Source organism: Streptomyces sp. NPDC048111 (genome assembly GCF_043202815.1).
Lineage (GTDB): Bacteria > Actinomycetota > Actinomycetes > Streptomycetales > Streptomycetaceae > Streptomyces.
Genome location: NZ_JBIDBD010000017.1, coordinates 26,392 through 38,658, shown reverse-complemented (window position 1 = coordinate 38,658; position 12,267 = coordinate 26,392). Strand labels below are relative to the sequence as shown.

General features: G+C 71.5%; 10 protein-coding genes and 1 tRNA gene. 6 read left to right on the top strand and 5 right to left on the bottom strand.

Translation table 11 applies throughout. The features are described 5' to 3' along the window. Positions 1-419 precede the first annotated feature (419 nt). Complete coding sequence (locus tag ACGF3I_RS24165; protein WP_393135291.1) at positions 420-1,205, bottom strand: dioxygenase; 786 nt, start codon at positions 1,203-1,205, stop codon at positions 420-422. 108 nt (positions 1,206-1,313) lie between these two features. Between ACGF3I_RS24165 and ACGF3I_RS24160 the strand changes: the two genes are divergently transcribed. Continuing rightward, positions 1,314-1,805 (top strand): MarR family winged helix-turn-helix transcriptional regulator, encoded by a 492-nt coding sequence (locus ACGF3I_RS24160; RefSeq protein ID WP_393135289.1) that lies wholly within the window; start codon positions 1,314-1,316, stop codon positions 1,803-1,805. Positions 1,806-1,853: 48 nt separating this feature from the next. On the opposite strand, the gene ACGF3I_RS24155 is transcribed toward ACGF3I_RS24160, so the two are convergent. Beyond that, positions 1,854-3,398: an MFS transporter gene (locus ACGF3I_RS24155; protein ID WP_393135287.1), complete on the bottom strand. Its 1,545-nt coding sequence runs from the start codon at positions 3,396-3,398 to the stop codon at positions 1,854-1,856. 105 nt (positions 3,399-3,503) lie between these two features. Beyond that, positions 3,504-4,157 carry a TetR/AcrR family transcriptional regulator gene (locus tag ACGF3I_RS24150; protein WP_393135285.1) on the bottom strand — a complete coding sequence of 218 codons (654 nt, stop codon included), beginning with the start codon at positions 4,155-4,157 and terminating at the stop codon, positions 3,504-3,506. Positions 4,158-4,442: 285 nt separating this feature from the next. Here ACGF3I_RS24150 and ACGF3I_RS24145 point away from each other — a divergent pair, with 285 nt between their 5' ends. Next, complete coding sequence (locus ACGF3I_RS24145; protein WP_393135450.1) at positions 4,443-5,750, top strand: M6 family metalloprotease domain-containing protein; 1,308 nt, start codon at positions 4,443-4,445, stop codon at positions 5,748-5,750. Between the two features lie 48 nt (positions 5,751-5,798). On the opposite strand, the gene ACGF3I_RS24140 is transcribed toward ACGF3I_RS24145, so the two are convergent. Then, a complete protein-coding gene (locus ACGF3I_RS24140) occupies positions 5,799-7,514 on the bottom strand; it encodes a class I adenylate-forming enzyme family protein (RefSeq protein ID WP_393135283.1) in 1,716 nt (571 codons plus the stop codon). Positions 7,515-7,773: 259 nt separating this feature from the next. Continuing rightward, entirely contained in the window at positions 7,774-8,880 is a 1,107-nt protein-coding gene (locus ACGF3I_RS24135) for an LCP family protein (protein ID WP_393135281.1), read from the bottom strand. A 234-nt stretch (positions 8,881-9,114) separates the two neighbouring features. Between ACGF3I_RS24135 and ACGF3I_RS24130 the strand changes: the two genes are divergently transcribed. From ACGF3I_RS24130 to ACGF3I_RS24115, 4 genes are all read left to right on the top strand, one after another. Then, a complete protein-coding gene (locus tag ACGF3I_RS24130) occupies positions 9,115-10,362 on the top strand; it encodes an Ig-like domain-containing protein (RefSeq protein WP_393135279.1) in 1,248 nt (415 codons plus the stop codon). A gap of 340 nt (positions 10,363-10,702) precedes the next feature. Then, a tRNA-Arg gene (locus ACGF3I_RS24125) sits at positions 10,703-10,775 on the top strand. Positions 10,776-10,996: 221 nt separating this feature from the next. After that, the gene (locus ACGF3I_RS24120) at positions 10,997-11,263 is read left to right on the top strand and encodes a hypothetical protein (protein WP_393135277.1); all 267 of its coding nucleotides are present in this window, start codon (positions 10,997-10,999) and stop codon (positions 11,261-11,263) included. Then, on the top strand, positions 11,260-11,706 hold the full coding sequence (locus tag ACGF3I_RS24115) for a hypothetical protein (RefSeq protein WP_393135275.1): 447 nt from the start codon (positions 11,260-11,262) through the stop codon (positions 11,704-11,706). Before ACGF3I_RS24120 ends, ACGF3I_RS24115 begins: the two co-directional genes overlap by 4 nt. Positions 11,707-12,267 lie beyond the last annotated feature (561 nt).

Sequence of the window (12,267 nt, the reverse complement as noted above, 5' to 3'; positions counted from 1 at the left end):
GCATCCGATGGAAACAACGGCTGGAATCCGGACAGAATTCCCGACCCGCCCATCGATTTTCGTGATCATGCAGTACCCTGTGCCGCCACGAGCGGTGTGCAGGTGCCGCCGAAACGTACAGAGGTGCAGGTCAGGCCGGGTGCGGAAGCCGCTGCGCAGACCCGTACGGGTCTTTATGGCCCCTTCACCCTTGAGACCGCGATCACACGCGGTGCGCTTGCCCTCACCGCGGAACGACCGCTCGCCTTCCCCGCCGGACGACGCCGTCGGAAACTGCACTCCTACCCCGAAGACGGCCCGCACCGCCTTCTGGTTGCTCGCGATGACCGATTTGTCGGACCACCGGGTCCACACGACCGCCGGCCCACCCCCGCGCCGACCACCCGGCCACCAGGCCCCACCCGCCCCACCCGGTCCGCTCAGCCGTACTGCACCGACCGCTTGGCGAGCCCCATCCAGAAGCCGTCGATGACGCTGCGCGCCCCGCCGGGCTCGCCCTCGCTCGCGCCCATCGTCACGAACAGCGGGGCGAAGTGCTCGGTGCGGGGGTGGGCGAGCCGTCCGGCCGGGGCCTTGTGCTCGAAGTCGAGCAGGGCGTCGAGATCGCCGGCGGCCAGCGCCCGCGCGCCCCAGTCGTCGAACTCGGCCGACCAGCCGGGCACTTGACCGCCGCTCTGGCGCAGCGCGGCCAGGTTGTGCGTGAAGAACCCGCTGCCGACGATCAGTACGCCCTCGTCGCGCAGCGGCGCTAGGGTGCGGCCGATCGCGTAGAGCCGCTGGGGGTCGAGGGTCGGCAGGGAGATCTGGAGGACCGGGATGTCGGCCTCGGGGAACATCTCCACCAGCGGGACGTAGGCGCCGTGGTCGAGCCCCCGGTCGGGGAAGTCCTGCACGGGCGTACCGGGTGCACGCAGCAACTTCCGTACGGAGGCGGCGAGTTCGGGCGCGCCGGGCGCGGCGTAGCGGACCTGGTAGTAGTGCTCGGGGAAGCCCCAGAAGTCGTACACGAGCGGCACGGTCTCGGTGGCGCCGAGCGCGAGCGGGGCCTCCTCCCAGTGCGCGGAGACCATCAGGATCGACGTCGGCCGGGGCAGCTCGGCGGACCAGGCGGCCAGCTCGGCGGTCCACAGCGCGTCGTCGGCGAGCGGCGGCGCGCCGTGGGAGAGGTAGAGGGCGGGCATCCGCCCGGGGTGGACGACGGTCATGGCGGCCCTCCGGCTCACTCGCTCGAATGTTGCTTTAACTCTCAAGCAACTCCGCCGAGCGTAACGCGACCTAGTTCAACTTTCAAGAAGTGTCCGTACAGTAGATGTATGACCTCGGCACCCATCTGGCTCAGCGACGAGGAGCAGCGCACGTGGCGCGCCTATCTCCACGCCACCCGGCTCCTCGAAGACCACCTCGACCGACAGCTCCAGCGCGATGCCGGGATGCCGCACGTCTATTACGGCCTGCTCGTCCAGCTCTCCCAGGCGCCCCGGCGCCGGATGCGGATGACCGAGCTCGCCAAGAACTCCAAGATCACCCGGTCCCGGCTCTCGCACGCGGTGACACGTCTGGAGAAGAACGGATGGATCAGGCGCGAGGACTGCCCCTCCGACAAGCGCGGCCAGCTCGCCATCCTGACCGACGCGGGCTTCGAGGTCCTGGAGCGGACCGCGCCCGGGCACGTGAGCGCCGTACGGCAGGCGATGTTCGACCGGCTCTCGCCGGACCAGGTGGACCAGCTCGGCGAGATCATGCGGGTGATGGCGCAGGGGCTCCAGCCCACCGACGCCAAAGCGGACCTGCCCTGGCTCCGCTGAGAACAGCGGGGCCAGGGCAGGTCGTGCGTCCGGGGTGCTACCGGGGGGTCAGTGCGCGACCACCGGGATGCGCACCTCGTCCTCGACGCCCTCGCCGCTGCCGGAGCCGGCGACGGTGCTGCCGCCGGGGCGCCCGGTGTTGATGAGGGTGACGGCGATGACCGCGGCGGCGGCCAGGATGCCCACGGCCCACCAGATGGCGGCGGTGAAGCCGTGCACCATCGCCTGGAGCTTGAGCAGCTCGGGGTTGGTGGCGCCCAGGGCCATGTGGCCGGTGACGTAGGCGGTCGTCGCCGAGGCGGCGATGGTGTTGAGCAGCGCCGTGCCGATCGCGCCGCCGACCTGCTGCGAGGTGTTGACCATCGCGGAGGCGACCCCCGCGTCACGCGGCTCGACCCCGATGGTGGCGAGCGACATGGCGGGCATGAAGGCAGTGCCCATGCCGAGGCCGAGCAGGATCTGCGCGGGCAGGATGACACCGGCGTACGAGGTGTCGATGTCGAGCTGGGTGAGCAGCAGCATGCCGACGGCCGCGGTCAGGAAGCCGGGGCCCATCAGCAGGCGCGGCGCGACGCGGGTCATCAGACGGGCGCCGATCTGGGTGGAGCCGGTGATCATGCCCGCGATCATGGGCAGGAAGGCGAAGCCGGTCTTGACCGGCGAGAAGCCCTTGACCACCTGGAGGTAGTAGGTGAGGAAGAGGAACAGGCCGAACATCGCGATGATCGCGAGGCCGAGCGAGAGGTAGACACCGCCGCGGTTGCGGTTGGTGATGACGCGCAGGGGCAGCAGCGGGTGCCGCACCTTGGCCTCGAGGATGACGAAGGCGGCGAGCAGCACGGCGGAGGCGATGAACATCGAGATGGTCAGCGCGTCCGACCAGCCGGCCGACTCGGCGCGGGTGAAGCCGTAGACGAGGGCGACCAGGCCGGTGGTGGACAGGACCACACCGGGCACGTCGAGCGGCGAGCGGTTGCGGGTGCCCGACGGCTCGCGGATCACGAGGTAGGCGCCGAGCGCGGCGACGATCGCGAACGGGATGTTGACGAAGAAGGTCCAGCGCCAGTTCAGGTACTCGGTGAGGAATCCGCCGAGGATCAGGCCCACCGCGCCACCGCCGCCGGCGATCGCACCGTAGATGCCGAACGCCTTGGCGCGCTCCTTGGCGTCGGTGAACATGACGGCGAGCAGCGACAGGGCGGCCGGCGCCAGCAGCGCGCCGAAGGCACCCTGGAGCGCGCGGGAGCCGAGCAGCATGGCCTCGCCGGTGGCGGCGCCGCCGAGCGCGGAGGCCGCGGCGAAGCCGAGCAGGCCGACGACGAAGGTGCGCTTGCGGCCCCACAGGTCGGCGATGCGTCCGCCGAACAGGAGCAGACCGCCGAACGCCAGGGCGTAGGCCGTGATGACCCACTGCTTGTTGGCGTCGCTGATGTGCAGCGCGTGCTGCGCGGAGGGCAGCGCGATGTTCACGATGGTCGCGTCGAGGACGACCATCAGCTGGGCCAGGGCTATGAAGGCCAGGGCCTTCCAGCGACTGGGGTCAGGAGCGAGGGAGAGCTGGTCCGTCTTGTCCGGACCGACTGTTTTTGACATGGAGGTAGCCACCTTGGGACGCGGATAACCGAGAAAATCGTGGTAACTGAGCTTCAACTACGGCGTGTGAACAGGAAGTTGAGGGGAGGAGCGATCAGCGGACGATCAGCTCCTCCGGAGGTCGTCGAGGGTCGCCGCACTGCCGGGCAGCTCCGACCGCGCCGGGGCCTGGAGCCCGTCGAGGAACAGCTGCAGATGACGGTGGACGAACTGGTCGATGTTCGGGCAGGGCGTGCCCGGCAGCGGCCGGGTCAGCTGGGAGAGGGCCACCATGAGGTCGCCGACGGCGACGTCGGAGCGGAGCCGGCCGGCCGTACGGGCCCGGTGCATCAGCCCCTCGACATCCCGCTCCAGGCGTTCGCGGGCCGCGTTGAGCTCCGCGTGGTCCTGGTCGAAGGTGTCGGAGAGCATCGGACAGAGCGCCCCGATCCGCTCGTCGGCCGCCTCGTGCACGAAGCGGCGCAGCGCGTCGAAGGGATCGGCCTCCTCGGCCGCGGCGGCCTCGGCGCGGGCCGAGACACGGTCCATGACCGAGAGCACCACGCTGGTGATGAGCTCGGTGCGGTCGGCGAAGTGCCGGTAGATCGTGGCGTTGCCGACGCCGGCCCGGCGGGCGATCTCGTCCAGCGGGCGCTCGGCGCCGTACTCGACGAACATCTCGCGCGCGGCGGCGATGATCCGCTCCCGGTTGCGCAGGGCGTCGGCCCGCGGGCGCGGGGTGCGGCGCGGTTCTGCGGCGGGGGCGGCGGCGGTCTGCACGGCTCTGCTCCTTCTCGTACGTGAGGGATGAGGCGGTTCGTCCGCCCGGGACCTGACCCAAGCGGGGAAGCACTCCCCGTTTCGCGGGGACGAAGGTTCAAACGGGGAAACCTTCCCCGGTTATTTCCCGGAGCGGATGTGACCTGAGTCACATGCGCGCATATCAGCAAAAACCCACATTCGGGCCACCCAGCGAGCGCACGCGACACGCCGGACACAGGGTGATCAGACGAGTGCAGCCAGGAACCGGCCTGCTGTCACGTCCCCGAAGGCGAGCGCGTGCGCATGCAGGACGTCAGCCAGTCCCGCCCGGCCCGGGCGCCCGGACGCCGGATACGCACGAGGCGCCGTCACCCCTTCCTCGGCGCCACCCTCGCCTCGGTCGCCCTCGCGGCGCTGACCACCGGATCGACCACGCTCACGGTCGCCACCCGCGCCTCCGCGGGCCCCGTCGCCGCCCCCGGCGACTCCTCGCTCGGCCCCTGCCGGATCCCCGCCGGCCTCGGCGTCCAGATGTCGGAGGGACTGCCGACCGCTCCGGGCTACGCCCACTCCACGGGCGTCGTCCGGGCCCTCACTCTCATGATCGACTTCCCGGACGCGGTGGGCCCGGGGGCCGCGCTCAGCCGGTACAAGGAATTCTTCCCGCAGACCAGCGACTGGTTCCGCAACGCCTCCTACGGCCGGCTCGACTACCGCTCCGAGGCCCCGATCACCCAGTGGCTGCGGATGCCGAAGGCCTTCTCGGCGTACGGGATCGACCGCGGCTCCCCCTATGAGCCCGGCTACCACCGCCTGGTGCAGGACATGATCGCGGCGGCCGGCTCCCGGGTGAACTTCTCGAAGTACGACCTGGTCAACGTCCTGGTGACACCGAACGCCGGCCCCTCGGCGCTGGACACGGTCCTGTCGGTGACGTTCTCCGGCAACGACGACGCGCCGTACGCGGACGGGGTGCCGCTGTCCAACACCTCGTTCGTCTACAGCCGCCAGGACGACGGCTCCGGCTCCTACGGCGAGACCGGGTACCGGGTGCTGCCGCACGAGAACGGCCATGTCTTCGGGCTCCCCGACCTCTACACCGCGCAGGGCGGCGGCTCGGTCGGGCACTGGGACATCATGTCCGAGGACTGGGGCGCCAACAACGACATGCTGGGCTGGCACAAGTGGAAGCTGGGCTGGCTCGACAACAGCCAGGTGTCGTGCGTGACGGGTACCGGCACGAGCCAGTACGTCCTGAGTCCGCTGGCCACGGACACCGGCCCGAAGCTGGTCTTCGTGCCGGTGTCCAAGGACGCGGGGTACGCGGTCGAGGTCCGCACCCGGGCCGGCAACGACGAGGCGGTCTGCAAGCCGGGGGTGCTGATCTACCGCGTGGACGCGACGGTCGACACCGGCCGCGGCCCGGTCACGGTCTCGGACAGCACCCCCAACACCGGAGGCTGCACCCGCCGCCCGAACGTGAACGCCGAACTCTCCGACGCCCCGTACACGACCGGCGAGACGTTCGTGGACCAGCAGAGCGGGGTGCGGGTCGCGGTGACGGGGGTGGACGGGATGGGGAACTACCACGTGCGGGTGACCCGGACCTGAGCGCCGCCCCCGGCGGGGCCGGGGGCGCGGCTTTGGCAGGCCGCCCCGCTAGGCGGGCCCGAAGGCCTCGCGGAGCCGGCGCTTCAGCACCTTGCCCGTCGCGTTCCGCGGCAGCGCCTCCTCCCCCAGCAGCACCCGGCCCGGCACCTTGAACCCCGCCAGCACCGCCCCGACATGGGCCCGGAGCTCCTCGGGGGAGACCGACGCCCCGGCCCGCACCTGCACCACCGCCGCCACCTCCTCCCCGAGCACGGGGTGCGGCACCCCCAGGACCGCCGCGTCCAGGACCGCCGGGTGATCGTGGAGGACGCCCTCGACCTCGACGCAGTACACGTTCTCGCCGCCCCGGATCACCATGTCCTTGATCCGGTCGACCACCTCCACCCGCCCCGCCTGCCGCACCGCGAGGTCCCCCGTCCTGAACCACCCGTCCTGGAAGGCGAGTTCGGTGGCGGCGGGGTCGTTCCAGTAACCCCGCACCAGGGACTGCCCGCGCAGCCACAGTTCGCCGACCTCGCCGTCCGCGAGCCGCGCGCCGTCAGGACCGGCGATCCGCACCTCGGTGGCCGGCGTGGGACGACCGGCACTCTGCGGCCAACGCCGGTACTCGGCACCGTAGTTGGCCAGCACTCCCCCGCTCGTCTCGGTCAGCCCGTACCCGTTGCGCGGCTCGATGCGTGAGCCGTACCGCTCGGTGAGCCCGCCCACGAGGCCGGGCGGCGCCGCCGCGCCCCCGGTGTTGAGCGCGGTCAGACTCTGAAGGCCGTCACCCAACTCTTCGGCCAGTGCCAGCAGTTGCTGGGCGGTCGCGGGCACACCCGCGTAGTGCGTGACACCGTGCTCCCGGATCAGCGCGAGGGCGTGCCGGGCGTCCCACTTGTGCATCAGGACGAGCGTGCCGCCCACCGACATCGCCGCGTACAGCGAGGTGAACGCCGCGACGTGGAAGAACGGGAACGTCATGAGGGTGACGGGGGCCGGCCCCTGGCCCGGCACGACGCCGCGCCCCAGCATCGACATCGCCGCCTGGAAGCGCGGGTTCATGACCGCGCCCGCCTGCGCGAGCTGAGTGGCGACGGCCCCCTTGGGGCGGCCGGTGGTGCCGGAGGTGTAGATGATGGTGGCGTCCGCCCCGGGGTCGACCTCGACGTCGGGCGGGCCGGCCAGCGGATCCGGCGAGGTGAGTTCGTCCAGGTCGGCGTACCGCTCGAAGCCGTCGGGCAGGTCGCCCCCGTGGTGGAAGACCAGCCCGCGCACCCCGTGCGCCCGGGCCCAGCCGGACACCCGCCCGAGCCGCTCGCCGTCGACGAGCAGCACGCTCGGCGCGCAGTCGTCCAGGGCGTACGCGAACTCGTCCGCCGTCCACCACGCGTTGAGCGGCACCGCGACGAGCCCCGCCAACTGGGCTGCCCAGAAGGCGACTTGCCACTCGGGGTGGTTGCGCATCCCGATGACCGCACGGTCGCCCGGGCGCAGCCCGTACACCCCGGTGAACCGGCGGGCCAGGGCGCAGGCGGCGGCGAGGAAGGCGCCGTACGTGTACGTGCCGCTCCCGGCGACCAGGAACGGCCGGTCGCCGAGCGCCCACACCGTCTCGGCGAACTCGCGCAGGGTGCGCGGCCCGGTCGCGTACTCCAGGGTGCCGGCGTCGTTGCGCACGACGGCGAACGGCGCACCCGGCGCGGTGAGCAGCGCCTCGGCCCGGTCCGGCTCGACGTGCGGCCCCGCCGACCGCGCCCCACTGTTCTGCGGCCCTGTCACCACGGGAAGCCCTCCTAAGCGCGTGCTCAGCCCCAGTGGTCCCCGACGCTATGCCGACACCTGGCCGGGGTCAAGGTCGGTGTAAAACACAACTGACGGGTTGGGGGGTGACGGACTTGGGGGCTGACGGGTTTGGGGGGCTGACGGGTTTGGGGGGGGCGGGCCGGTGCCGGGTTCCGGGTTCCCGGGGCGGCGGCGCTCGGTCGGCCTCAGCGCCGGGCCCGCCCGGGCTCTCGGCCGACTCAGGAGGCCCGGGGGGGGCTCAGCCGGGCTTCACGATCTGGCCGATCCCGTTGGGGCCGGACGCCGTGCCGGTCAGCGCGTCCGGCGGCACCGGGAGGTCGGCCTTCAGCGCGGCCCACATCTTGGCGGCCCGGGCCGTGTCCGGCACCAGCCGGTCCTCGTCGCCCTGCTCCAGCTGGGCCGGCAGGGTGACCATCTGCACGCTGTCGGCGCCGAGCCCCCTCATCGAGTACGCGAGGGAGGCCAGGCTGTCGACGTGGGCCAGCAGGGAGTCGGTGGTCAGCGACTTCGTCGCGGCGTCGGCGACGGTGAAGAGCCTGGCCGGGTCGGTGAGCAGGCTCTGCCCGGCCATCCTGCTGATCAGCGCCGTCAGGAACTGGTGCTGGAGCTGGATGCGCCCGAGGTCGCTGCCGTTGCCCACGCCGTGCCGGGTCCGTACGAGGTCGAGCGCCTGCTGGCCGTTCAAGTGGTGGCGTCCGGCACGTAGATGGAGCCCGCTCTCCTTGTCGTCGATGGGCTTGACCAGGGTCACGTCGGTGCCGCCTGCCGCGTCGATGAGCTCGGCGAAGCCGTCGAAGCCGACCTCGACGTAGTGGTTGACCCGCAGCCCGCCGCTCAGCGACTCGACCGCGGCCACCGTGCAGCGGGCGCCGCCGTTCTCGTACACGGCGTTGAACATGACGCCCTGGCGCGCGCTCAGCTTCTGTCCGGACGCGGTGGTGCAGGCGGGGCGGTCGATGATGGTGTCGCGCGGGATGCTGACGATCGCCGCCTTCTTGCGGCCGCCGTACACATGGAGCAGCAGGGTGGTGTCCGAGCGCCCGGTGGCGTCGCCGCCGCCGGCCCGCGTGGCGTTCTTGCCGGCCCGCGAATCGGAGCCCACGACAAGGATGTTGAGGTCGGAGGTGGCCGAGGCCGCCGGGGTGAGGAGCGAGCCGAGTTCGACGCTGCTGATGTTGGCGTTGAGCCGGTGCCAGGCATAGGCACCCGCGCCGGCCGCGAGCAGCAGCACCGCGGCGAGCGAACAGAGCACGATCCGCAGCCGCCGCGAGGCCCGGGCCCGCACGGGGGCCGGCGCCCCGCGGGGTGTCTCGACGCCGACGGGCCGCAGACGCGCCCGAGGCATCCGACGCATCCGGGGCGGGCGCGCACGGCCCGGACGCCGCCGGGCGGGCCGACCCGCCCGGGCTATCCGCCCCCAACGGGGTCCGTACGTCATCCCTCGACTCCGTCCGTCGACGACCCAGAACTCCGCGTGCGTACAAACAGGGCGTTACCGCAGACTACAAGAAGGGTGCATAACCCCGCATAACGGGCGTGGAGACCAGGGCCCGTCGGAGGCGAGACGGGAGACGTCGAGATGGTGCGTACGTCGAGAAGCGCGGGCGGGGCATCGGCCGGCCGGGGCGGCCCCGGGTTCCTCCCCCTGCTCCTGGCTCTCCTCGCCGTGGCCGCACTGGCGCTGGGGGGCTGCTCCTCGGGGGGTGGCGGCGGCAAGGAGTCGCCGAGCCCCAGCCCGACCGCCTCCAAGGCGCTGATCACCACGACTCCCCAGGACGGCGCGGGTCATGTCGGCATCGCCATCAAGGACGTCGGGGCGAGCGTCACGCAGGGCACCTTCCTCTCCGTCACCCTGATGGCCCAGGACGGCCCGGCGGTCCCGGGCACGCTCTCCGCGGGCGGCACCGCCTGGCACCCCTCGGCGACCCTGGCCCGCGGCACGGCGTACACCCTGACGGCCCGGGCGAAGGATCCGGACGGCCGGACGGCGACCAGGATCGCGCACTTCACGACCGTCTCCGCGAGCAATTCGGTGATCGCGTTCTACACCCCCGAGGACGCGTCCACCGTGGGCGTCGGCATGGAGGTGTCGTTCCGGTTCGACAAGCCGGTCACCGACCGGCAGGGCGCGGAGTCGGCCGTGCGGATCACCTCGACCGGGGGCCAGCGGGCGGTCGGCCACTGGTTCGGCGACCGCCGCCTCGACTTCCGCCCGGAGGACTTCTGGAAGCCCGGATCGCACGTCACCGTGGCGTTCCGCTTCGACGGCCTCGAACTGGCCAAGGGGGTATGGGGAGTTCAGGACAAGTCGTTCTCCTTCACGGTGGGCCGCGCGCAAATCTCCACGGTGGACGCGGCCACCGAAGAGATGACCGTCCAGCGGGACGGGGCCGTGATCAGGAGGCTGCCCGTCTCGTCCGGCTCGCCCCAGCACGCCACTTACAACGGCACGATGGTCATCAGCGAGCAGGCCCGGCAGACGAAGATGAACAGCACGACGGTCGGGCTCGGCGACGAGTACGACATCCCCGACGTGCCGCACGCCCAGCGCCTGACCAACTCGGGCACGTTCATCCACGGCAACTACTGGGCCGCCCCCACCACCTTCGGCTCGGCCTCCACGAGCCACGGCTGCATCGGCCTCCAGGACACCCAGGGCGCCACCGACCCGGACACCAACGGCGCCTGGTTCTACGCCAATTCGCTGCTGGGAGACGTAGTGGTCGTGCAGAACTCGGCGGGGGGCGGGACAGTGGCCCCGGACAACGGCCTGAACGGCTGGAACCTGCCCTGGCCAGCCTGGACAGCGAGCCCCACACCCCCTTGACCCTTGGGCCCCCTGACCCCCGGGCCCCCGGCCCCCCGGCTCCAAGGCCCCAAGGCCGCCGAACCGCCGTGCCCCTCAGCCCCGGCCACAGGCCCAGCCCCGGAGGCCGGCGGATTCCACGCCCTGGTCGCAGCCCCCAGCCATTCGGCCCGCCCCAAGGACACCCCCACCCCACCCTCAAGCCCACAGAGCCGGCCGCCACCGCAGTTGACGGACTCGCTGGCGGACTCGCCTTCGCCTTGCACGGGGTGAGCGGGGGTTCGCGCTAGGCGGAGGCCGCCCTGCCACCCACCCCCACCCTGCGATCCGCTACCCTGTCCAGGTCTGCCATCGGCAGCACGCCTCCGTAGCTCAGGGGATAGAGCACCGCTCTCCTAAAGCGGGTGTCGCAGGTTCGAATCCTGCCGGGGGCACTGCGTGTTATCGCTCTGACCTGGGTTCCTCCCTCAGGCAGAGGTTCATTCGGCCTCGGACTCTTCGTCCGGGGCCGTTTGCGTGAGCGGATGGGAAGCCGATCTCCCGACTATCACCCACCGGATCGGCATCGGACGAGCGTCTCCCACCCTCCTGCACCCCAGCGGCAACCTCTCCGAAAGAGGGGGTCACACCACACCGCGCGTGGCATACTTGAAGTATGGCAACCCGGAAGATCACCATCACCGTGCCGGAAGAGCTGGTGGAGTCGATCAGGGAACGCGTCGATGCGCGCGGCGTGTCCGGCTACATCGCGGCTGCGGCGGCTCATCAGGACGCCATGGACCGGCTGCGCGAGTTGGCCGAGCGCCTCGAAGAAGAGCACGGCGTGGTGACGGACGACGAGCAGCAAGCAGCGCTGGATCGCATCGCCGCCATCGACGGCTGGCACGACGAGCAGCGATCACATTCGGACGAGGCGGCGTGAGCCGCACCACCCGAGCGAAACTGCATCGGCCGCGGCAGCGGGTCTTCGTGTTCGACTCCGAGGCTCTGTCCAAGGCGGTTCAGGGCGATCGGGAGATGGCCGCGCTGATCAAGACGGCTCCCAGGCTCGACATCCCTATCGTCACCTCGGCGCTCACGACCTTGGAGGCATGGGACCCTCGCGAAACGTCGAGGCAGCCACTGTGGAACTGGACGCTGTCCCGGATCCGCATCGCGCACACGGACGACCAAGTGATCGCCATGGCGCGCGACATGTTGAAGACAGCCGGCCTGCATGGGCACAAGTACGCCATCGACGCCGTCTTGGCAGCTGTGGCCGGACGGGAAGCCGCGCAGGGAGCCCAGGCAACCGTCTTCACCTCCGACACCGACGACATGAATCAACTCCTCGCGGGACACTCCGTGCGAGTCGAGAAGGTCTGACGAGAAGCCGCCCGCACCTCCCCCCGGCTACCCGAACAACCCGGGCACGGTCCCACTCGGCCACACCAGCGAACGGCGCGCCCTTCTTACACGGCACCTCTGCCCCCAACACCGCAAAAACGGCAGGCCCTTGAACCCCGCCATGAGTGACCATGGGCGCTCGGAACGGTCCCGCTCAGGAAGGGCTGGGGCCCGGGGGCGTCGCTCTGTGCGGTGCCGGGGGGAAGGGGATGTTGGTGAAGATGCGGAGAAGCCTTGCCGTGCTGTTCGGCGCCGCTGTGTCCGTGAGCGCGCTGTCGGTCGGCGCGCTCGTGACGCCCGCGGAGGCGCAGGATCGGAGCGCCGCACCCGCGCAAGTCCAGGGCCGGAACGCCATACCCGCCGAGGCACATGGCCACCAAGCCACGCCCGCGGAAGCCCGGGGCCAAAGCGCCACGCCCGCGCAAGCCCGGGGCCAAAGCGCCACGCCCGCGCAAGCCCAGGACCAAAGCGCCGCGCCCGCGCAAGCCCAGGGCCGGAAGGCCACCCCTGCCGGGGTGCGGGGCCCGCAGGGCGGGGCTG

What these genes read in the sequence shown, in the direction of transcription:
- ACGF3I_RS24165 (WP_393135291.1), bottom strand. Translation starts at nt 1,205, where the DNA reads ATGACCGTCGTCCACCCCGGGCGGATGCCCGCCCTCTACCTCTCCCAC.
- ACGF3I_RS24160 (WP_393135289.1), top strand. Translation starts at nt 1,314, where the DNA reads ATGACCTCGGCACCCATCTGGCTCAGCGACGAGGAGCAGCGCACGTGG.
- ACGF3I_RS24130 (WP_393135279.1), top strand. Translation starts at nt 9,115, where the DNA reads ATGGTGCGTACGTCGAGAAGCGCGGGCGGGGCATCGGCCGGCCGGGGC.
- ACGF3I_RS24135 (WP_393135281.1), bottom strand. Translation starts at nt 8,880, where the DNA reads ATGCCTCGGGCGCGTCTGCGGCCCGTCGGCGTCGAGACACCCCGCGGG.
- ACGF3I_RS24155 (WP_393135287.1), bottom strand. Translation starts at nt 3,398, where the DNA reads ATGTCAAAAACAGTCGGTCCGGACAAGACGGACCAGCTCTCCCTCGCT.
- ACGF3I_RS24145 (WP_393135450.1), top strand. Translation starts at nt 4,443, where the DNA reads ATGCAGGACGTCAGCCAGTCCCGCCCGGCCCGGGCGCCCGGACGCCGG.
- ACGF3I_RS24120 (WP_393135277.1), top strand. Translation starts at nt 10,997, where the DNA reads ATGGCAACCCGGAAGATCACCATCACCGTGCCGGAAGAGCTGGTGGAG.